The sequence below is a fragment of the Pleomorphomonas sp. JP5 genome (assembly GCF_023721815.1).
Taxonomy (GTDB): domain Bacteria; phylum Pseudomonadota; class Alphaproteobacteria; order Rhizobiales; family Pleomorphomonadaceae; genus Pleomorphomonas.
In genome coordinates, this window is the sequence record NZ_JAMDLI010000006.1 from 270224 (window position 1) to 291271 (window position 21048).

The following is a 21048-nucleotide window of genomic DNA, read 5'->3' on the forward strand; positions in this document are numbered from 1 at the left end:
GATCTGATTGAATCAGAGCGGCGCTCTAAGCTCTTGTTTGCGAAGCATCATCTTTTCGATCCTCGTTTCACTCCGGTCGGATGATGCTCTAAATGGCCTCGATCGGCGCCAGGAACGAGAAGCCGAGGTTGTGGTTGGTCGCCAGCGGCAGCTCAAGGCCGGTCCTGTCGCGTACCTTGGCCCTCAGGCGGCTGAGGAAGGTGTCGAGGCTGCTGCGGCTGACCTGCCCCTCCTCGCCGATGATGTCCTCGACCTCGCGCCGGTTGAGAATGGCGCGGTCCATTTCGGCCAGCGCCCGCAACAGGCGCACCTCGCGCCCCGTCAGCGGCGCCAGCTCGCCGTTGGGCGCGCACAGGCAGCGCCTGTCGTTGTCGACGCGCCAGCCCTCGCCCGTCTCCGGCGGCGGCGTCTCCTCGCCCTTGCGCTCGGCGTTGAACCGGCGGCCGATCATCTCGATCGCCGCCACCAGTTCCTCGGGGTCGACGGGCTTGGTCATGTAGATGTCGGCGCCCGCCTCGTAACCCTTGACCCGGTCCTCCAGCGCTTCGCGCACCGAGGTGATGATGACGGCGCAATGTTGTTTCGACGTGAGATAGCGCGTAATCGAGAAACCGTCGTAGTCGGGCAGGTTGATATCCACGACGGCCACGTCGAACTTCTGACTGCGCAGAAGCTGGTAGAACTCGATCGCTTCTCCAACCTCGTGGACCTGATGCCCCTTCACGCTCAGAAAATCTGCCAGACTGCTTCTCAGCGCGAGATTGTCCTCGATCAACGCGACCCGCATCAGGCCCTACCTCGTTTCTGCTCTGGGTCTGTCGGCGAGAAAACCGGACTGCGAAGCAATCGGCGCCGGTGGCTTTCCTTCGGACGGCTTCAGGCCTGTCGCGTTCCGCTCCTTGGCCTGTTCGTCATGTTTTTAGCGTTGAACGCGTCATTCGCAAGCCCCATGGCCTCACCGCCATTGAATTTATCTTTACTAACCAAAGACAAGGAACAGATTTCACTGGCCGGCCATTTCGCCATGCTGCGGGACAAAACAGGAAGTCTGACCATATCCGACATGGTCAACGGCACCGTCCCGCCATCCGACTTTCTCCTCGCGAAGGACATCCCCACTGCGGGCTACACCTCGGACACCGTCTGGCTGAAAGTCACGCTGACCACGGATTCCACCTGGCAGCCGAACCTGACGCTGATCGCGCAGCCGCCCTTCCTGCACACCCTGGACATCTACGTCCCCAAGACCTCAAGCCCAGGAAGCGGCGAGGACTTCACGGTCTTTCATCGCGGCACCTTTTACGAGGACCAGCAACCGGGCAACTGGAAGCTGTTCTACACGGTCCCGCTGATGCTGCCGGACACCAACGAGGCAACGCTCTATTTCAGGATCTCGACCGGCAGCACCGTGACGCTGAAGGCCAGCATCGCCACCACCGCCGGGCTTCTCGACTATTCCCTGCGCTGGATGTCGTTTTCGGCCAGCCTGATCGCACTGTCCGTCATCGCCCTGCTGATCAGCCTTTTCTTCTGGCTGCAATCCAGACGCCGCTTCTTTCTCAGCTTCGCCGGACTGATGTTCAGCAACGCCTTTCTGGTGGCCTGCCACTCCAACCTTCTTCCCGGCTTCGTCGGGGCGACCGGCGACATCCTCTTCTCGATAGCCAGCCTTTTGATCTTCCTGGGCAATCTTGTCTTCATCCACGACCAGATATTTCCCGGCCGCGCGCCCAGATGGATGCGACATTTCATCGTCGGCGCCATGGTCTACAACCTGTTCGGCTTCGCCAATCTCTACCTCGATCTCGTTCCCTACACGGCCGTCATAACGCCGCTGATGCTCGCGGCCATCCTGTCGGTCCTCGTCCTGGTAGCCTATTATCTTCGCATCTACCTCCGGACCCGGCGCCCCGGCAGCCTTACCGCCCTTCTGGCCCAGACCACCCAGACCGGGTTCGCGGTGTCGTCGGTGGTCAGCCTTTTGGGCGGGCCGGATATCCTACGACTTGGCGAGCGCGACTACTGGGTGACGATGGGGCCCTTCACCATTCTCATGGGGCTTTCGATGGTGATCCGCGGCAACCACCTCTACCAACGCCGGAAGATCACCAGCAGTCAGCGTCTGGCCCAACGGGCGGAGCGACGGGCCAACGTCCTTGCCGAGGAGCGCACCGCCGCCCTGCGCCAGGCCAAGACCGTCGCCGAGGAGGCCCTGGTCAGGGAAAAGCTCGGACGGGCCGAGCAGGCCCGTTTCGTCGACATCATCCGCCACCAGTACCAGACGCCGCTGGCGGTCATCCGCAACAGCGCCAGCACCCTTCTCAGCACCCTGCCGCCCGACGATCACGCCAATCGCGACCGCCTCGGTCGCATCGAGGTGGCGACCCGCGACCTGCGCGAGGTGCTGCAGGTGTCCCTGAGCCGCGCCCGGCTGGAAGAAACCGGCGCCGCCGTCCGCTTCGAGCCCGTCGCCCTGGGCGAGTTGCTCGCCGCCACGGTGGAGCGATGCCGCGCCCTGCACCAGCACCATGCCATCCGCCTGGACCTGCCCGACCGGCTCGCCGAGGCTGAACTGAAGCTGGACCGGCGCATGGTGGCCGTCGCGCTGGACAATCTGATCGGCAACGCCAGCAAGTTCTCCCCAGATGACAGCGAGATCCTCATCTCGGCCGCCAGCCTCGGCACAGGTATCGCCATATCCGTCAAGGATCAGGGGATCGGCATCCCCGAGGACGAGCTGGCCAGCGTCACCGACCGCTACTATCGCGCCTCGAACACCGGCAACGTGAGCGGAACGGGGCTGGGCCTGCATATCGTCGGCGAAGTGGCTCGGACCCATGGCGCGTCTCTGGAGATCGCCAATGCCGACCCACGAGGCGTCGTCGCCACGCTGACCTTCCCGGCCCACCGCCCGCCGGGCTGAGCGGGTCACCGCAACGCCAGCAAAAGTGGGAACCGGTTTTGCGTCCGGCGTTGCGGCAGCCCGCAAAGCAACGCCAGCAAAAGTGGGAACCGGTCTTGCGTCCGGCGTTGCGGCAGCCCCCCCAAACCAGCACCGGTCGACGAATCACCCCTGCCCCAAACGGTCGCCCAGAGGTCGCCGCCGGCTTGTTCCAGCGGCCCGCGCCTCGTCAAAACTCACAAATGCTGGCGACGTGGTTCTTTTGCCACAGCCAGCTAACCCCATGGAAACAAGGCCACGCAAAGCGAGGACGAGCCCAGCCTGCAAGATACCTTACACGACTGCAAGATACCTTACAAGTATTTGATAATAAAAGATATTCCGCCGGATTGTCATTTCCTGGATCGCCCCTTACCGATCGAACAAGTGTCGTTTGCCGCCCGCGAACGACAGATGTTTCAAAAAGGCTGGGGCTGAGAATGGACTTCACGTCGCGCACTATTTTCGACCGGAACACGTTTCTGACGGGCGTTTCCGTCTGCGTCCTGTCCGCCGCGCTGTTTTCGCCCGCCACGATAACGCCGGCGTCCGCGGGCAGTCCTTCGGACGAGACCACCGTGATCACGGCAGCAGGCTCCAGCGATACAAACCTCGCCACCAGCGGAAGCGAAGTCTTCAGGTTCGACAACTCGGGCACTTCGGCCAGCTACCTCGAATATGTCTACTCAGGTATAGCCCAAAACAACACGAGTTCCGGAGAGGATTACCAAAAATCTGTTTTCTACATCCCTTCAGTACAATCGTACATCAGAATAATAAATGATGGAACTCTATTTTCCAAAACGGGAAAATCAATACTTGGGGATGGAAATTATGTATCAATCGCTAACAACGGAACAATTTTTGGGAAAACATACAGCATTTACGCCAACGGCGACGCATACAGAATAGCGAATAATCTATCTGGAGTCATAGGATATTATTCAGATGGACTTGTTTATTACAAAAGCGCAATTGGCGTTTACCTAGATGGGAGTGAATCTTTAATTTACAACCAAGGCGAGATAACGGGAGCATTGTACGGCGTAACCATCTCGGGCGGATATTCGACAATCTTGAATTACGGCACAATATCTGGTGATGACGCCGCGATAAGATTTGAAATGGGGAATAATAAACTATACATATACGACGGTTCGTCTTTTGTCGGCGGCGTGGATTTCTATGGAACGTCAGACAACAGTGTATATTTTGAAACAACCGGAAGCTACACGCTGGATGTCTCGGAATACGTCTCAAGCAGCAACACCGTCACCGCAACCAACAGCAATGTCACCATCGTCAAATCCCTCAATGACGCTAATAACGGCACGCTGAACGCCGTCGAGGCGGGCAACGTCGCTTCGGTGCCGGACGTCCAGCGCTCCTACGGCCAGTCCGTGCTCACCGTCATGAACGGCATTCTCAATCTCGACATCGACCGCTCGGCGCCGCCCGCCCCGGAGACGGCCTCGCCGATGCTCGGATATGACGAGATCAACCCCAGGATCCAGGACCCGCTGAAGATCATGGGCGACGGCGTCGCCGTCAGCGGCTCCAACCTGTTGTGGGCGCGCGGCTTCGGCGGCCAGCAGTTCTACAACGCCACCGACACCACCTCCTCCCACTACGGCCTGGCCGTCGGCATCGACCATCAGTTCGACCAGGAGCGCATCGGCCTGCTTGCCGGCGCCAGCCGTCTCGTCAACAAGGCCGACGACGGCTCGGGCAAGGTGACCGGCACCTTCGGCTTCGGCGGCGCCTACTGGCGCCATCCGCTCGGCGCCTTCACCCTGGACGCCCAGATGGTCGGCGGCGGCCTCTCCGCCACATCCGAACGCACCGTCAACACCACCGAAACCGCCGAGGGCGACCTCAACGGCTGGTTCTTCTCGCCCGAACTGCGGCTGTCGCGCGATTATGCCCTGTCCGGCGACTGGTCGCTGACGCCTTCGGCCGCCCTGCGCTACACCGCCGCCGGCTTCGGCGCCTACAGCGAGCACGGCTCGTCGCAGAACATCTCCTACGACGACCAGACCACCCACACGCTGGAAGGCATCGTCGGCATCAAGCTGTCCAAGGCCGCCCGCCTTCAGGACGGCAAGCTCGGCAAGGTCTCCTTCACCGGCGAACTGGTCAATTCCACCCGCCTCGGCTCCGGCGACATGAGCGCCAGCCTGTCGGGCACCGACTTCACCGTCAGCACCATGGACGACCGCAACGTCCTCGGCGCCCGCATCGGCATCGGCGGCGAACTGATGATCAGCGACAACCTCTCCCTGTTCACCAACGCCAAGGTCGGACGCTACTCCGACAACTCAAGCTCATGGTCGGCCGACGCCGGACTGAAGATCAGCTTCTGAAGCGAGACGACGGGCAGCACGGGCCGGCGGCGACATCGCCTGCCCGCGCAACCGGCGCGAGACAGCGCCCGGCGCGGACAAGCCGTCGGTCGCCATCGCCCCTCCCGGGAAATCCCGAGGATGGGCCGCCCCGCTTTTGTCATTGAAAGGTAAGATTATTTTTGTCATTCTCCGGTCGCTCCGACGCGGCGGGATGACGATGTTCAGCAAACTGGCGGCCGACGACCTGGATCTTCGAGACCTATTCAATGCCTCGGCGAACGCCTATGTCATTTTTACTCGGGAGCTGATGATCGCCGGTTGCAACGACGCCTACCTCAAGGCAGTCGGCCGGGATAGTCGTGACGAAATCATCGGCCAACACCTGTTCGAGGCCTTTCCCGCCGATCCCGCCTCGGACGGATACCGCATCCTGACGGCTTCGTTCGACCGGGTGCTGAAGACCGACCAGCCCGATCACGTGGCGCTGGTGCCCTACGACACCTCCCGCCCCGGCGAACCGCCGGCCCTCCGCTTCTGGAGCGCCACCCACACGCCGCTCAGGAACAAGGACGGCGAACTCGCCTACATTCTCCAGCACACGCAGGACGTTACCGAACTGCAGCTGCTGCGCGAGCGCGACGCACGCGCCAACATGGCCGAGTCAGGCGTTCTGGCGCGGGCTCAGGCGGTGCAGACGGTCAGCGACAAGCTGTCCGGCGAGATCGCCCTGTTGCGCGAGCTGTTCGAGCAGGCGCCCGGCTTCATCGCCGTGCTGACCGGGCCGACCCACGTCTTCCAGCTGGCCAACGACGCCTACCGCCGGCTGGTCGGGCGCAGCAACCTCGTCGGCCTCAGCCTCGCCGAAGCGTTGCCGGAGGTGGTCGGCCAGGGCTTCACGGATATCCTCGACGAGGTCTGGCGCACGGGAGAGCCCTTCTCTGGCCAGGACATGCCGGTGTTCCTGCGCTGGGGCGGCATGCCGGATCCCGAGCTTCGCCACGTCGACTTCGTCTACCAGCCGATCCGCGACGCCCAGGGCGAGATGACCGGCATCTTCGTCCAGGGCCATGACGTGACCGAGCGCTGGCGCGCCCAGCGCGACCTCGAACGGCAGACCGAGCTGTTGCGCCTCGCCCAGGAAGGCGGCGGCTTCGGCACCTACGACTGGGACTTCCAGCGCCGCACGGTGCGTGGCTCGCGCCTGTTCCACGACCTGTTGCGCCTGCCGGAGACGATGGAGGACGTGCCCATCGTCGAGGTGCTGAACCGCATCCACCCCGACGACGCCACGCGCCTGATCGGCCTCGCCGCCGACAGCGCGGTTGGCGCCGACGTCGAGATGCCTGGCGAGCTGCGCCTGCTGATCGACGACCGGATCACCTGGATCGGCGCGCGCGGCACCGTCGTCCGCGACGACCAGGGCCGGCCCGAACGCGTGCTCGGCGCCGTGCAGGACCTGACGCAGAGAAAGCAGATCGAGGAGCGGCTCGACATGGTGGCGCGCGAGAGCGCCCACCGGGTCAAGAACATCCTGACCATCATCCAGATCATCACCGAGAACACGCTGCGTCGCGCCCCGTCCATCGAGGCCGCCCGCCAGAGCCTCGGCGACCGCATCGCCGCCCTCAACAAGGCGCAGATCCGCATCCTGGCCGGCCCCGGCGACAGCCGCCTCGACGGCATCGTCCGCGACGCCTTCGCCGTCACCTACCAGCTCGACGACCGCATCGTCATCGAGGCCGACCGCGACGCGGAGCTGGCGCCGCGCACCGGCCTCGGCCTGGCGCTGGCCCTGCACGAGCTGATCACCAACGCCATGAAATACGGCGCGTTGTCGACGCCCGACGGCAAGGTCCGCATCGGCTGGACGCTGACGCCCTGCCCCGAGGGCGAAGGCGCGCGGGTCAACCTCGACTGGCGCGAGACCGGCGGCCCGCCCGTGGTGGCCGGAGGTGACAAGGGCTTCGGCTCGAAGCTGATCCGCAACAGCCTCGCCCACGATTCCATGGGCCGCGCCGACTGGACCGCCGACCCCGACGGCGTGCGCTGCCAGTTCGTGTTCTCCGCCAAGGCCATCGTCGCCGACCATGAGACCGGGGACGGGGATCGCCAAGACCAGCAGCCATGAGGCAAAGATGATCGTCGAAGCCACCGAACAGGATTTCGCAGCGCTCATCGAGGGGCGCGCGCCCAGAGACCTTCGACTGGCCGACACGCCGATCGCCACGCCCGAAATCCTCGGGATGCTGGCCGAGGTGGCCGCCCTGGTGCGCGAGACCTTCTCGCCCGTCGCCTGGCTGATCGTCAGCGACCGCGAACTGGTCGGCCTCTGCTCGGTCACGCACCCGCCCGAGGGCGGCGTGATCGACATCGGCTACGGCATCGCGCCAAGCCGGCAGGGACAAGGCCATGCCGGCGCGGCCGTCCGCGACATCTTGCGCTGGGCCGATGCCAACCCCGCCATCTGCGCCGTCACCGCCGACACCAGCCCCGCCAACACCGCCTCCATGCGCGTCCTCGAACGCGCCGGCTTCACCCGCACCGGCGAGCGCTGGGACGAGGAAGACGGCCGGCTCATCGAGTGGCGCTGCGAGACGGCGTGAGCCGTCAGGCTCTTGGAGCCTGGCTCCAAACTCGCTGGGACGCGGCAGATGGCGACGGTTTCGAGAACCGGAGCGGAGCGGACTTAAGGTCCGTGAGCACCGGAAGCGCAGAAAGCTAAGCCAAATGCCCGTTCCAGTAGAGTTTGGGCTAGGCTCTGATCCAGAGGGCGGGGCGGACGCCGCCTGTACACCAGCCGTCGGCGATGTTGCCCTTCAGGACGTTGTTGCCCTGGATGCCGATGTTGCCGTCGCCGTGGATGTAGACGGCCTTGACGCCGAGGCGGCCGGGCGAGCGCAGCCACCACCACCATGTGCCGCCGTCGCCGCGCCAGAGATTGGCCGAGCGCCTGGCGTTGTTCTCGTCCTTGCGCTCGAACCAGTAGCGCCGCTTGCGCCCCTCGTCGTAGAGCTTGGCGCTGCTGTCGCCGAAATAGCGGCAGACCGCCTCCTCGATGCTGAGGAGGAACACGCGGTCCTCGGTGTCGTCTCCGCCCGGCGTGCCATACCACTGATTGTCGAGGTTCTTGTTGACGATCGGAACGATCCGCGCCCTGTCGGCCGCACCGAAACCGTCGAGAAACGCGCCGTTGAGATGGCGTCGCAAGGCGCAGTCGGCCCAGGTGATGTCGGTGTAGGCGTCGTGATAGGGGCGCTGATCGATGATCCGCTCGGTGATGACGAGCGCCGCGCCATCGCGGACATCCAGCACGCGCCAGTCAAGACCGCCGAAGGACTGCGACGCGCCAATCTCCATATCGCCCATTTGGGTGCATCATCCCTAGAGCAACTCCAGCAAAAGTGGATACCGGTTTTGCGCCCGGAGTTGCGTGAAAACAAAGAGAGAGAGCATGTTGGCGAACCAGGGTTCGCCGGACGTGCTCTAGCGACAGGCCATGTCGCTGTTTTTAAACTTGCCCGACTCTTTTCCCAAGTCGGCAAGACCAAATCAAGCTGCGAGGCGCATTTCTTCAGGGAGCGCGGACTTTCGCCCCCTTGAAGCCAGTAGCACTGAGTGCTACCTATAGACATGCGAGAGCGTACATTCAAGACAGCTTGGTTTGCCAAGGCTGCCCGCAAGGCGAGGATCTCCGATCAGGAGCCGTCCGAGGCAATCCGGCAAGTGGCGCTTGGTCAAGCCGACGATCTCGGCGGCGGCGTGTTCAAGAAGCGGCTCAACGAGAACCGTCATCGCTCGATTGTGCTCGCAAAGGCTGGTGAGTTCTGGGTGTTCACCTACCTGTTCGCCAAGCAGGATCGAGCAAACATTGACGACGATGAGCTGGAAGCGTTCCGCAAGCTCGCGGAGCTATACCGCCGGAAGACGGCGAGCGATCTGGAAGCCGAGCTGAAGGTCGGCGCATTGGTGGAGATTTGCCATGACAGCGAAGCGTAAGTTCAAGAGCGACGCCTTCGAGGCCATCCACAGCGCCGTCCTTGGCATGTACGAGGCGGGGACCGTCGACAAGGAAACGATGAAGACCTTCGACGAGACGTGTCTGTCGGTGCCGGTGGTCCTCTCGCCCGAGGAGATCAAGGCGCTGCGGGAAAGAAACCGCGTCAGCCAGCCGGTGTTCGCCCGCTATCTCAACACCAGCGAGTCCACCGTGCAGAAGTGGGAGACCGGCGCCAAGCGGCCGAGCGGCCCGGCGCTGAAGCTGCTCGATATCGTCCAGAAGCACGGGCTCGCGATGCTCGCCTGAGCCATTCCGGAACGAAGCCTCAATTCGTCGTGGTAGCGCCCGCCGCCAGCGCCAGCGTCACCTCCTGCGCCAGCAGGTCGCAGATGAACAGCTTGGCGGCCACCGGGCTCATTTCGCCGCGCTGGGGCAGCGGGGAGACCGGCGTCGTCACGAAGACGACGTCGCAGAGGTCTTCGAGGCCGCCGAACTGGCGGCCGGAGATCGCCACCGTGAAGGCGCCCGCCGCGCGGGATTGCGTCAGGAAGCGCTCGGCCGGCACGGTCAGACCGGTTTCGGAAATGGCGATCACCACGCTGTCCTCACCGCGCGCGCCGGCCACCTCGTCGGCGAGGATCGGGTCCTGGAAGGCGCGGGCGACGAGGCCGAGGCGCGAGAAGCGGTAGGCGAACAGTTCGGCGACGATGCCCGACACGCCCGAGCCGAACACGTCGACATGGCGGGCCGCCATGAGCCGCGCCGCCACCGTCTTGAGGTCGGCCTCGGAAATGGTGTCCGAGGTCGACCTGAGGGCGGCGATCATGCGGTCGGCAAGCTCGGACGAGCCGCGCGTCTCGTCGGAGCGACGGTAGGCGATGTCGGAGGCCAGCGCGATCTTCAGCTCGCGAAAGCCGGCAAAGCCCATCTGCCGGCAGAAGCGGACGATGGTCGCCTCGCCCGCCCCGCATTGCAGCGCCAGTTCGGCCGTCGAGGCGCGGATGGCGGCTTCGGGCTGCCCGAGAATGTAGCCGCCGACCCGCGACAGCGCCTCGGGCATCTCGTCCATCGCCCCCTGGATCTCGGCCAGAAGTCCCCGTCCGAACAGCGTATCGACCACCGTGTATCAGTCTCCCGAGAGCATGCGAGTCCGCCGATCTATAGCAGATCAACGCCAGACCGGGTTGCTCCAGGCGCGGCGGCCGACGGCGTCGGTGACGATGACGCGCAGCCAGGGGCTGCCCTCGAGCCCGTCGAGCGGCAGCGACACGCGGCTCATGCCGGTGCCGAAGCTGTGCTCGTACTGGTAGCCCCGGCCGATGGCGAGAACGCCGGAGGCCGGCGAGCATTCGACGATCAGCCGGTCGCCCTCGAAGGCGAGGTTGTGGATCTCGGGACCCTGGCTCGAATAGAAGGCGCCGGCCTTGAGCGCGGCGAGGATGGCCTCGGCGCTGTTGTCGGCCGCCTTCACCATCACCCAGGCGGCGCCGAAATCCGGCGCCTTGAAATGCGCGTCGTCGGACGCATAGGCGAGGAGCCGCCGGCCCTTGTCGGCGAGGCCGTCGAGCATGTAGGCGCCGTCGCCCTTGTCGTGAACGATCTGGCAGCCGTGGTTGTAGATCTCCACCGCGTGGCAGGCGTCGGCCACGGTCTCGGCGTCGGCCAGCGACAGCTGGTACCAGGCCGGATGGGCCATGCCGACGAAGGCGCCGGCCGCCCGGGCGCGGCGGGCCAGCGCCGGGCCGTCCTCGGTCTCGGCGGTGGGCGCGAAATCGGCCGGCAGGCCGACGGCCACCAGATGCCAGAGGTCGCTCATCTCGGTGCGCGGGGCGTGCAGCTCGGCGCCGAGGATCAGCGTCAGGCTATCGACCGGGCCGGCATCGGTGATCGGGAAGCCGTAGGACGGCAGGAAATGGTCGGTGATCGACAGGAAATCGTAGCCGGCGGCGCGATAGCGGCTCACCACCTCGTCCGGCGGCAGGCGGCCATCGGAGCGGTTGGTGTGGGTGTGGATGTTGCCCTTGAGGAAGCGGCCGGGGGCGGTAAAGGCGTTGAAGGCGGCGAAGTCGGTCATGTCGATCATCCGGAAAGGAAGGGGCGCGGGGGCGACCGGAGCGGAGGCATGTCCCCCGCTCCGGCGCTTCATGTCACTTGGCGATCAGGTCGTCGGTGGCGTTGACCATTTCGGCAAGGCCGTCGTCGACCGAGAGGTCGCCGCTCATCACCTCGGCGATCAGGTCGCGCTGGGTGCGCCAGATCTCCACGGCGTTGGTGCCGGGGTAGCCGGCCCAGGGGGCGGCGCGGTCGATCTGGTCGAGCGATGTGCGCCAGTTGGGATGGCTGGCGTAGAAGTCGCCCAAGAGCTCCGGCGCCATGGCCTTCTGGTTGGTGGGCATGTAGCCCGAGCCGAGCACGGCGATCTTCTGGCCTTCCGGCGAGGAGATGAACTTGACGTACTCCCAGGCGGCGGCCTGCTTCTCGGCGTCCTTGGCGAGGATCAGCGCGCCATTGCCGCCGGTCGGCACCTTGCCGGCTTCCTTGTTCGTGACCGGGAACACGGCGGTGCCCACGGTGAACTTGCCGGCCGTCATCTCCTCGAAGGAGCGGGCCGAGTTGACCGACTGCACGGTGAAGCCGGTGAGGCCGGCGACGAACTGCTGGCGGGCCTGGTCGAACTCCATCTGCTTCATGCCGCCTTCGGCAACGAAGCGACGGGCAAGCTCCAGCGCCGCGCGGCCGCTGTCGCCGTTCCAGGCCACGGTCTTGCCGTCTTCGTTCATGAAGGGCTGGCCCTGCTGCGAGATCAGGGCGCGCCACAGCCAGTCGTCCGGCCAGACGTCGATGGTGTAGGACGCGCCGGTAACGCCGCCGCCGAGGGCCGCCACCTTGGCGCCGAGGGCGAGCCAGCCGTCCCAGTCGGTCGGCAGGTGGGCGGTGTCGCCGCCGGCCTTCTCGATCAGCTCCTTGTTGTAGAAGACGATCGGCGTCGAGGCGTTGAAGGGCATGCCCCAGATCTTGCCGTCGACGGTGGTCAGGTTGATCATCGCCGGGTTGAAGTTGTCGTCGAGCCAGCCCTGGCCGCCTTCCTTGTCGATGAACGGCTTGAGGTCGACGATCTGGCCCTTGGGCTCCAGAACGCGCACCATCGCCGGCAACAGGTGATAGCCGGAGTGGTAGACGTCGGGCAGGTTGCCGGTCATGGAGTCGCGGATGATCGCCTGATGGCCGGCGTCGTAGCTCTCCGGCGAGGCGCGGAAGACGACCTTGATGTCCGGGTGCTTTTCCATGAAGGCCTTGGCTTCGGCCTCGTGGAAGTGGTTGTGGCCCGGCCAGGGATGCATCACCTCGATGGTGACTTCCGCTTGCGCGGAGGCGGCGGCGAAGGCTAGGCTTGCCGTTACGGCTGCGACGCCGAGGAGCCTGTTCATTGGTGTTCTCCGTTGCTTCGGTGGACGACAGGAACGGCGCGCGGAACCGCCGCGGCCGGGGCGGGATGGGGCGCAATCCCATCCTGCCCGCCGGGCCCCGGCCACCGGCCGGAACCCGGAACGCGCTGGGGCCCGACTACTTCAGGCCCATGGTGGTGATGCCGCGGATGAAGTGCCGCTGCGCCAGAAGGAAGCCCAGCATCAGCGGCGCGGTGAGGATGGCGGCCGTCGCCATCAGCGCACCGTAGTTCTCCCCGCTCTCGACGTCGGTGAAATAGGCAAGGCCGAGCGGCGGCGTCATCAGCTCGTTGGAGCGGACGACGATCAGCGGCCAGTAGAGGTCGTTCCAGTGGGCGGTGACCGAGAACACCGCGAAGGCGGCGATGGCCGGCAGCGAGGCGGGCACCACGATGGTCCAGAGGATCGCGCCTTCCGACATGCCGTCGAGCCGGGCGGCCTGGATGATCTCGTCCGGATAGGACTTGAAGGTCTGCCGGAACAGGAAGATCGCGAACACCGACAGGAAGAACGGCGCCATCATGGCGAAATAGCTGTCGAGCGCGCCCATGGCGTTGAGCCCGAGATAGAGCGGCAATGCCGGCGCCTGGATCGGCACGGTAAGGCAGAACAGCACCGTGGCGAACAGCAGGTCGCGGCCGCGAAACTCGTATTTCGCCAGCGCGTAGGCGCAGGGAATGGCGGTGAGCAGCTGAACGATCAGGATGCCGGCGCAGACCACCACGCCGTTCTTCATGAAGGTCAGCACCGGCGAGTGGGTGACCGACTGGATGTAGTAGCGGAGGCCGGTGAACTCGACCGGCAGCCAATGGAAGTCCGGCGTGAACAGTTCCTGCGGCGTGCGCACCGAGGTGACCAACAGCACGTAGAAGGGAAACAGGAACAGGAAGGCCAGGAACAGCAGCACCAGATGGGCGAGCAGCTGGCCGGGGCGGAAGCGGTAGGGCGAACGGACGGACATCAGTAGTGCACCCTGCGATCGAGAACGCGGGCCTGCACCCAGGCGAACACCAGCATGATCACCAGGAACACCGTGGTCATCGCCGCCGCCGAACCCATGCGGAAGTAGCTGAAGCCTTCGAGATAGGTGGTGTAGAGCAGCACGTCGGAGGCGCCGCGCGGCCCGCCGCGCGTGATGACGGCCACGGTGTCGAACACCTTGAAGGCGGTGATGGTGGAGGTCACCAGCACGAACATCATGGTCGGCCCGAGGAGCGGCAGCGTCACCGAGAAGAAGCGGTCGAGCTTGTCGTCCATGCCGTCGATGGCGGCGGCGTCGTAGAGGTCCTGCGGCACCGCCGTCAGTCCGGCGGAAAACAGCACCATGTTGAAGCCGGCAAGGCTCCAGATGTTGATGACGGCAAGGCCGGCCAGCGCGAGGCTGCGGTCGCCGAACACGTCGATGCCCGGCAGCCCCAGCGCGACGAGCAGCAGGTTGAACGGGCCGATGGTGCCGTGCAGCAGATATTTCCACACCATGGCCAGGGCGACGACGGTGGCCGTGACCGGCAGGAAGAACACCAGCCGGTAGAGCCGGCCGCCATGGTCGAGCCCGTCGATCAGCACGGCGAGCAGCAGGCCCAGGATCACCGAGCCCGGCACCACCATGGCGACATAGGCGAAGGTGTTGAACAGCGCCCGCCGAAAGGTGCGGTCGTTCAGAAGCTGCAGGTAGTTGTCGAGCCCGACGAAGGGGATCGCGTCCTCGCCGAAGCGATAGTCGGTGAAGCTCATCGCCAGCATGACGACGATCGGGGCGAGCACGGTGAGCACCATCAGCGCCACCGCCGGGATCGCCATGGCATAGGCGACGCGGGCCGGCAGCACGGCGCCGAGCCGGCGCGGCCGGGCGGCGGCCGGCGCTTCGGTGAGCACGATGTCAGCCATGGGCGTAGCCTCCCGTCGGGGTGACGTGGCGACGGTCGAGCCGCTGGCCGGCGCCGTCGAACAGCAGCACATCGTCGGGCGTGAGATGCGCCAGAGCGCTGTCGCCGGAGAACAGGGCAAAGGCGCCCGCCGGCAGGCGCGCCGTCAGCGGATGACCGCCCGCCTCCGTCCTGAGGAACACCAGCGTCTCGTGGCCGAGGCCCTCGACGCGCTCGACGCGGCAGGCGACGGCAAGGCCGGGGGCGTCGGCGACAAGGCTCAGCGCTTCGGGCCGGAAGGCGGCGTGGGCGGCGCCCTTCCATTCGGCGGCGAACGGGGCAAAGCCGGCGTTGGCGGTGACGAGGGCGTCGAGGGGCAGCACGTTGATCTCGGGCGAGCCGATGAAGCGGGCGACCCGGAGGTCGCGCGGGTCGGCGTAGAGTTCGGCCGGGCTGGCGCACTGGACGATGCCGCCGTCCATCATCACCGCCACCCGGCTCGACATGGTCATCGCCTCGACCTGATCGTGGGTGACATAGATGAAGGTGGCGCCGAGCTTCTTGTGCAGCGCCGTGATCTCGCCGCGCATGGCGACACGCAGGCGGGCGTCGAGGTTGCTGAGCGGCTCGTCCATCAGGAAGACGCGCGGATGGCGGACGATGGCGCGGGCGAGCGCCACGCGCTGGCGCTGGCCGCCGGAGAGCGTCGCCGGCCGCCGGGCGAGAAGGCCGTCGATCTCCACCATCGCGGCCGCCCGGCCAACAGCCTCGCGGATGCGGGCGCGCCGTTCGCCGACGCCCGGCCACAGCCGGCCAACGAGCGGCAAGCGGGCGCCGCGCGGCAGCTCGCGCATCCTGAGCGGCGTCGCGATGTTCTCGGCCACTGTCATGTGCGGATAGAGGGCGTAGGACTGGAACACCATGGCGACGTCGCGCGCCTTGGGCGGCAGGTGATCGACCGGCTCGCCGCCGATGGCGATCTCGCCCGATGTCTGCGGCGCCAGGCCGGCGATGATCCGGAGCAGCGTCGACTTGCCGCAGCCCGACGGCCCCACCAGCGTCATGAACTCGCCCGGCCGCACCGACAGCGAGGCCGAACGGAGGGAGACGGTGTCCCCATAGCGCTTTTCGATCGCCGTGATCTCGACTGCGGCCGACATGGCACCCCTCGCTGTTTTCGCAATGGATGCCTCGTAATGGAGTTTTGCTTCACTCAAATGACGCTTCGAAGAATTTTCCTTCACATCCGCCGCAAACCGCTCACGACATCGCGCCCTGGCCTCGGCGATTCCGACGATAGCAAGGGTTCTTGAAGGCGATGCGTCGGCCTTCTCGAAACCGCAACCAGCCTGCGGCCGTTCACAGCTACGCTGTAGCCCCCATGCGAAAAGGCCCGGCGCGGGCCGGGCCTGATCCTTCCTTGTCGTTGCGGAACCGTCAGGCGGCGCGCAGCGACGTCACGAACTGGCGGACCTCTTCCTGCAGGCTGGTCACCTGGGTCGAGAGGTCGTCGGACAGGCGCATCAGGTCCACCGACGAGGCGCCGGTCACCTCGGCGGCGCCGCTGACGCCCGAGATGTTGGCGGTGACGTCGGTCGTGCCGGCGGCGGCGCGATGGGTGTTCTGGGCGATCTCCGAGGTGGCGACGCCCTGCTGGTCCACCGCCGAGGCGATGGCCTGCGAGGCTTCCTGGATCTGCACGATGGTCTTGGTGATCTGCGACATCGAACCGACGGTGGTGTCGGTCGCCACCTGGATTTCGCCGACCTTGCGGCTGATCTCCTCGGTGGCCTTGGCCGTCTGGTCGGCGAGCTGCTTCACCTCGGCGGCCACCACCGCGAAGCCCTTGCCCGCCTCGCCGGCCCGCGCCGCCTCGATCGTCGCGTTGAGCGCGAGAAGGTTGGTCTGGGCGGCGATGTTGGAGATCAGGTCCACCACCTCGCCGATCTGGTTGGCGGCGGTGGCAAGGCTCTGGATGTTGTGGGCGCTCTGGTCGGCCGCCTGGGCGGCTTCCTGGGCGATGCGGTTGGAGTTGCCGACCTGCCCGGAGATCTCCCGGATCGAGGCCGACAGCTCCTCGGTGCCGGCCGCCACCGTCTGCACGTTGGAGGCGGCTTCCTCGGCGGCGCCGGCCACGGCCTGCGCCTGGCGCGAGGTTTCCTCGGCGGTGGCCGACAGGTTGCGCGCCGCGTCGGCGATGGTGTTCGACGAACGGCCGAAGGTGTCGGCGAGCGCTTCCATGCGGCCGACGAACCGCTCGGCGAGGCTGGCCCTGGCGCGGGTCGAGGCCTCGGCCGTTTCCCGCTCGGCCTCCTGCTCGCGGCGCATCCGGGCGGCGCGGGCGAGTTCGTCGCGGAAGGCGGAGAGCGCCGCGCTCATGGCGCCGATTTCATCGGTGCGCTCGGCGTGACCAATCTTCACATCGTAGTTGCCCGCCTGCATGTCGGCCATGACGCCGATGCTGTCGCGGATCGGCGCGGCGACCCGGCGGTTGATCAGGAAGGCCGACCCGAGGCCGATCAGGATGCTGAGGGCGATCGAGGTGAAGGTGGCGAAGGTGATGGTGCTCTGCGCGGCCTCCATGGCCGCGGCGCGCGAGGACAGCAGCGAGGCTTCGGTGTCCTTGAACGCGGCGAGGATGTCGCGCAGCTTGCCGAAATACGCCTTGCCGACGCCCTGGCGCTCGATGTCGCGCGCCGCCTCCTGCGTCTCCGGCTTGGCCATCAGGTCGATGGCCTTGTGCGACACGTTGTCCTGCCACGCCTGAACCTCTTTCGCGAGATCGGCGAGACGCGCCTGCTGGGTCGGGTTGTCGCTGGTCAGGCTCCGCGCCTTGTCGAACGCCGCCTTGAAATCGGCCTCGCCGGCCTTCAGCGGCTCGAGGTTGGCCGTGTTGCCCGTCACCAGGTAGCCGCGCAGGCCGGTCTCCTGGTTGACCATGGCGGCCAGCGTCTGGTCGGCCGCCTGAAGAACCTCGTAGGTGTGGATCGTCCAGCCGACGTTCTGCGCGACCGACTGGTTGGCCATCTGCACGAACAGGCCGCTGCCCAGACCACCGGCGATGACGACGCCGAAGGCGAGCAGCAACTGGCCACGAAGCTGAAGCCGAAATGCCATGAAAATCCCTCCGTGACCTGCGCGACGCAGGCCCGTTGTTGCATTGCGTTTCCAAAGTTGGAGACGAAGCCCCGCCGCCAGAGCGATTTGTCACCCCTGGTGGACAATTCGCGCCCACTCGCTTCTGCCGACGCCTTATGGTTAACAGACAATAATTTATGACACATTAACGATAGTTATTTCTGCCATTGGGTGTTCTTGGTAGTACTAATAACCAGACTGCAACTTTTTCGACATGCGGCCAGCAGGACAGCGCAGCGCCAAAAGGCCAGAACCGCCCGGTATTGCGATCGGACATGCCCCGCTTCAGCCGGACGTAACAGAAAATTATCCGTAGCTCGGCGACAGTATGCACGGAAGAACCGCCTCGTGGCGGAGCGACGAAGAGCGTCTAGGGCGATTGCGGGAGTGGAACATGCTGTCGATCAGGTTTCAGCTGAGGTCGTTGCTCGTGGTCTTCACGGCGCTCCTCGTCTTTCTCTCGCTTGGCACCTGGTACGGCCTCAACTGGATCCGCGTGACGCAGGACGACGGCGCCACCATTGCCGCCGAGGCCAACGACGCCGCCAACGCCAGCGCGCTAGGCGCCCGCCTCTACCGCATCATCGCCGACACGGAGATCAACCGCGACCTCGACGCCAGCCGGCGCGACTGGGCGGCGGCCCTCGCCGACGAGCGCCGCGCCATCGACGGCCTGAGAACCTGGATCGTCGAACCCGATCAGGCGGCGGCCCTCAAGGCCGGCGAGGAGGCGCTCGACCGCCTCGTCGCGCTCTACGAAACCGACATGGTGCCGAGGCTTGAGAAGTCCTCGGAGATGACGCAGGACATCCGCGACCTCGACGGCAAGATCGACGAAGTCGTCACCGAGATCGCCGACAACTTCGGCGCCCTGCGCGGGTTGGCCGAAGCGCAGGCCCATGCCGTGGACGCCACCTTCGATCGGCTCGTCGCCAGCTTCCAGACCACGGCGATCGCCATCCTGCTGGTGGCGCTGATCGCCATCGCCGCCCTCAGCCTGAAGATCGACCGCGGCGTGTCCACCGGTGTGGTCGGTATTTCCCGCTCGCTCCAGGCCATAGCACGCGGCGAGCTTGCCGCCTCCACCGCCACCGCCCGGCGCGACGAGTTCGGCCACATGGCCGAGGAACTCGACCAGGTGCGGCGCAACCTCCTGGAAGCCGAGGCCATGCGCAACGACATGTCCAGCCGGCAGACGGTGGAACGCGAACGCCTGGAACGGACCGCCGCGCTGACCCGCGACTTCGCCGAACGCATGCAGGCGCTGTCGCAGGATTTCGCCAAGTCGTCGGGCGATGTGGCCGACAGCGCGCGCAACCTCTCCGCCACGGCCGAGGAGACGGCGCTGCAGGCCCAGCAGGTGGCCGGCGCCGCCGAGGAAGCCTCGACCAACGTGCAGACAGTGGCGGCCGGCGCCGAGGAGCTCTCCGCCTCCATCGACGAAATCTCCCAGCAGGTCTCCCATTCGTCCGAGATCGCCCGCGCCGCCGCCGAAGAGGCGCAGGCCTCGGCGAGGAACGTCGAGGTGCTCTCCGTCTCGGCCCAGGAGATCGGCGAGGTGGTGACGCTGATCAACACCATCGCCGCCCAGACCAACCTCCTGGCGCTCAACGCCACCATCGAGGCGGCGCGGGCCGGCGACGCCGGCAAGGGCTTCGCGGTGGTCGCCTCCGAGGTGAAGCTGCTCGCCGAGCAGACCGCCAAGGCCACCGACGAGATCGGCCGCAAGATCGCCGAGGTGCAGTCGGCCACCACGCTGGCCGTGGAATCCATCTCGCACATCGTCGAGACCATCGACCGCATCCAGCGCACCTCCGAGGCGATCGCCGGCGCCGTCGAGGAACAGGGCGCGGCCACCGGCGAGATCGCCCAGAACACCCAGCGCGCCGCCGCCGGCACCGCCGACGTGACGCAGACCATCACCGGCGTCGGCGCGGCGGCCGAGATGACGGGCACCGCCGCCACCCAGCTGATGACCCTCTCCAGTCACCTCGACACCCAGTCGCGCGACCTCGGCAACCAGGTCCAGGCCTTCGTCAGGGAACTCGGGGCGGCGTGAGCCCCCCGAGGCGCACCTTCGCCATCAGGGCGAGCATTTTGGATATTGGATCAATCTTTGGTTAGCGTTTGACGCCTACCCTGTCGGGACGAGTGTGAGGCAACCACCCCGGCCGATCCGCCTCCGCGGCGCCGCCGGGGCACGCGGAAGACAGGGAGAGAGGGCTCCGGCAGGCCCGCCTTCACCGGACCCTCTGAGGCGGCATGAGCAAGCTCCTTCAGTTTCGCCGGCTCAAGCACGGCGACCCCGAAAAGTTCAGCGTTCTGGCGGAGGACATCCGGCGCGACCGCCGGACCGGCATAAGCTGGCCCGCCTTCGCCATCCTCGCAACCGTCGCCGCGATCCTGATTTTCGTCGCCATCGTCATGGCCGGCGAGTATCCGTTTGGCGGGATCTAGCATCCGCCCGAAAAGTTGCAGACTTTTCGGATAAGCGGATGCGCAAGGCAAACCATCCGCCCGAAAAAGGCGAGGCTTGCGATCAGCCGGCCGCCGCATCCCTCGGCGCCTTGCAATACCAGACGATCAACGCGATCACCCCGATCGGGAACAGGAACGACAAGAGCTGGAACCAGCCATTGCGATTGATGTCGTGCAGCCGCCGCGCCGCCAGCGAGATCGACGGAAAGAAGGTGCCGAGCGACCACGCCAGATTGAGAACCGGAATGAACGAGGCGATGGTGCCGCAAATGAAAACGAACAGGATCGCCCACCAGAACTCCGACCGGCTGGCGCGCCCGGAGAAGTTGAAATAGTTGGAGAAAAAGGCGGTGACCGCCTGCCTGAAGTCCATCGGTCGGCCAACCTCGCCAAACCTGTTGGCCCCGGCGGGCGCGCGCATAAGGATGAACGGAATGGGCAGGACAACCCAGATCAGGATCAGCAGCAGCGTCGCGGTTCCAGACTCCATCCTCGTCCCCCCTCGTCCCCGGCCAAGTCACCCCATGGTCCTGCCGCGCCCCTCCCGGGAATCACGCGACAACCAAGACTAGCCGCACTCAACGCACCGCTGCAATCGAGGACGGCAACACCTCCACTGAAGCCCTGAGACGACCACAGGCGGACGCCGACCTCCGGCGATGAAGGGGAAAAAGGTGGTGGGCCCGGCAGGACTCGAACCTGCAACCAGACCGTTATGAGCGGCCGGCTCTAACCATTGAGCTACAGGCCCATCAGGAACCGGGCGCGGCGGCGCATGCCACACGCGCCCGTTCCAGGGCGCCTGTTTCTGCCATCCCCCATGGCAGGAATCAAGGCG

The 21048-nt window shown here is 65.8% G+C and carries 18 protein-coding genes and 1 tRNA gene; 8 read left to right on the forward strand and 11 right to left on the reverse strand.

The window, feature by feature from the left end:
- Positions 1-88: 88 nt before the first annotated feature.
- Positions 89-787, reverse strand: coding sequence for a response regulator transcription factor (locus M4J40_RS06595; RefSeq protein WP_251753058.1), 699 nt, complete (start codon positions 785-787; stop codon positions 89-91).
- Positions 788-1024: 237 nt separating this feature from the next.
- Here M4J40_RS06595 and M4J40_RS06600 point away from each other — a divergent pair, with 237 nt between their 5' ends.
- The 4 genes from M4J40_RS06600 to M4J40_RS06615 all read left to right on the forward strand — a co-directional run bounded on the left by M4J40_RS06600 (position 1025) and on the right by M4J40_RS06615 (position 7889).
- Complete coding sequence (locus M4J40_RS06600) at positions 1025-2923, forward strand: ATP-binding protein (RefSeq protein WP_251753059.1); 1899 nt, start codon at positions 1025-1027, stop codon at positions 2921-2923.
- A 1193-nt stretch (positions 2924-4116) separates the two neighbouring features.
- The gene (locus M4J40_RS06605) at positions 4117-5304 is read left to right on the forward strand and encodes an autotransporter domain-containing protein (RefSeq protein WP_251753061.1); all 1188 of its coding nucleotides are present in this window, start codon (positions 4117-4119) and stop codon (positions 5302-5304) included.
- Between the two features lie 199 nt (positions 5305-5503).
- Positions 5504-7414 (forward strand): PAS domain-containing protein, encoded by a 1911-nt coding sequence (locus M4J40_RS06610; RefSeq protein ID WP_251753063.1) that lies wholly within the window; start codon positions 5504-5506, stop codon positions 7412-7414.
- 7 nt (positions 7415-7421) lie between these two features.
- A complete protein-coding gene (locus tag M4J40_RS06615; RefSeq protein ID WP_251753064.1) occupies positions 7422-7889 on the forward strand; it encodes a GNAT family N-acetyltransferase in 468 nt (155 codons plus the stop codon).
- A 148-nt stretch (positions 7890-8037) separates the two neighbouring features.
- On the opposite strand, the gene M4J40_RS06620 is transcribed toward M4J40_RS06615, so the two are convergent.
- Positions 8038-8652, reverse strand: coding sequence for a DUF6273 domain-containing protein (locus M4J40_RS06620; protein WP_251753065.1), 615 nt, complete (start codon positions 8650-8652; stop codon positions 8038-8040).
- 264 nt (positions 8653-8916) lie between these two features.
- On the opposite strand from M4J40_RS06620, the gene M4J40_RS06625 reads away from it, so the two are divergent.
- Both M4J40_RS06625 and M4J40_RS06630 read left to right on the forward strand, forming a co-directional pair.
- Positions 8917-9282 carry a type II toxin-antitoxin system RelE/ParE family toxin gene (locus M4J40_RS06625; protein WP_251753066.1) on the forward strand — a complete coding sequence of 122 codons (366 nt, stop codon included), beginning with the start codon at positions 8917-8919 and terminating at the stop codon, positions 9280-9282.
- A complete protein-coding gene (locus M4J40_RS06630) occupies positions 9266-9589 on the forward strand; it encodes a DNA-binding transcriptional regulator (RefSeq protein WP_251753067.1) in 324 nt (107 codons plus the stop codon). Before M4J40_RS06625 ends, M4J40_RS06630 begins: the two co-directional genes overlap by 17 nt.
- Before the next feature lie 19 nt (positions 9590-9608).
- Here M4J40_RS06630 and M4J40_RS06635 read toward each other — a convergent pair whose 3' ends face one another.
- The 7 genes from M4J40_RS06635 to M4J40_RS06665 all read right to left on the reverse strand — a co-directional run bounded on the left by M4J40_RS06635 (position 9609) and on the right by M4J40_RS06665 (position 17711).
- A complete protein-coding gene (locus tag M4J40_RS06635; RefSeq protein WP_251753068.1) occupies positions 9609-10403 on the reverse strand; it encodes an SIS domain-containing protein in 795 nt (264 codons plus the stop codon).
- A 48-nt stretch (positions 10404-10451) separates the two neighbouring features.
- Positions 10452-11357, reverse strand: coding sequence for a PHP domain-containing protein (locus tag M4J40_RS06640; protein WP_251753069.1), 906 nt, complete (start codon positions 11355-11357; stop codon positions 10452-10454).
- A gap of 73 nt (positions 11358-11430) precedes the next feature.
- Positions 11431-12711, reverse strand: coding sequence for an ABC transporter substrate-binding protein (locus tag M4J40_RS06645; RefSeq protein WP_251753070.1), 1281 nt, complete (start codon positions 12709-12711; stop codon positions 11431-11433).
- 136 nt (positions 12712-12847) lie between these two features.
- Entirely contained in the window at positions 12848-13690 is an 843-nt protein-coding gene (locus M4J40_RS06650) for a carbohydrate ABC transporter permease (protein WP_251753072.1), read from the reverse strand.
- Positions 13690-14616, reverse strand: coding sequence for a carbohydrate ABC transporter permease (locus M4J40_RS06655; RefSeq protein WP_251753074.1), 927 nt, complete (start codon positions 14614-14616; stop codon positions 13690-13692). The genes M4J40_RS06650 and M4J40_RS06655 overlap by 1 nt, the downstream gene beginning before the upstream one ends.
- Positions 14609-15754: an ABC transporter ATP-binding protein gene (locus M4J40_RS06660; RefSeq protein WP_251753075.1), complete on the reverse strand. Its 1146-nt coding sequence runs from the start codon at positions 15752-15754 to the stop codon at positions 14609-14611. Before M4J40_RS06660 ends, M4J40_RS06655 begins: the two co-directional genes overlap by 8 nt.
- Positions 15755-16031: 277 nt before the next feature.
- The gene (locus M4J40_RS06665; protein WP_251753077.1) at positions 16032-17711 is read right to left on the reverse strand and encodes a methyl-accepting chemotaxis protein; all 1680 of its coding nucleotides are present in this window, start codon (positions 17709-17711) and stop codon (positions 16032-16034) included.
- A 415-nt stretch (positions 17712-18126) separates the two neighbouring features.
- On the opposite strand from M4J40_RS06665, the gene M4J40_RS06670 reads away from it, so the two are divergent.
- Together M4J40_RS06670 and M4J40_RS06675 are read left to right on the forward strand one after the other, a co-directional pair.
- Complete coding sequence (locus M4J40_RS06670) at positions 18127-19791, forward strand: methyl-accepting chemotaxis protein (RefSeq protein ID WP_251753078.1); 1665 nt, start codon at positions 18127-18129, stop codon at positions 19789-19791.
- A gap of 203 nt (positions 19792-19994) precedes the next feature.
- Entirely contained in the window at positions 19995-20189 is a 195-nt protein-coding gene (locus M4J40_RS06675; protein WP_251753080.1) for a hypothetical protein, read from the forward strand.
- A gap of 82 nt (positions 20190-20271) precedes the next feature.
- On the opposite strand, the gene M4J40_RS06680 is transcribed toward M4J40_RS06675, so the two are convergent.
- Together M4J40_RS06680 and M4J40_RS06685 are read right to left on the reverse strand one after the other, a co-directional pair.
- Positions 20272-20700, reverse strand: coding sequence for a DUF805 domain-containing protein (locus M4J40_RS06680; protein WP_251753082.1), 429 nt, complete (start codon positions 20698-20700; stop codon positions 20272-20274).
- A gap of 185 nt (positions 20701-20885) precedes the next feature.
- Positions 20886-20961, reverse strand: a tRNA-Ile gene (locus M4J40_RS06685).
- Positions 20962-21048: the final 87 nt, after the last annotated feature.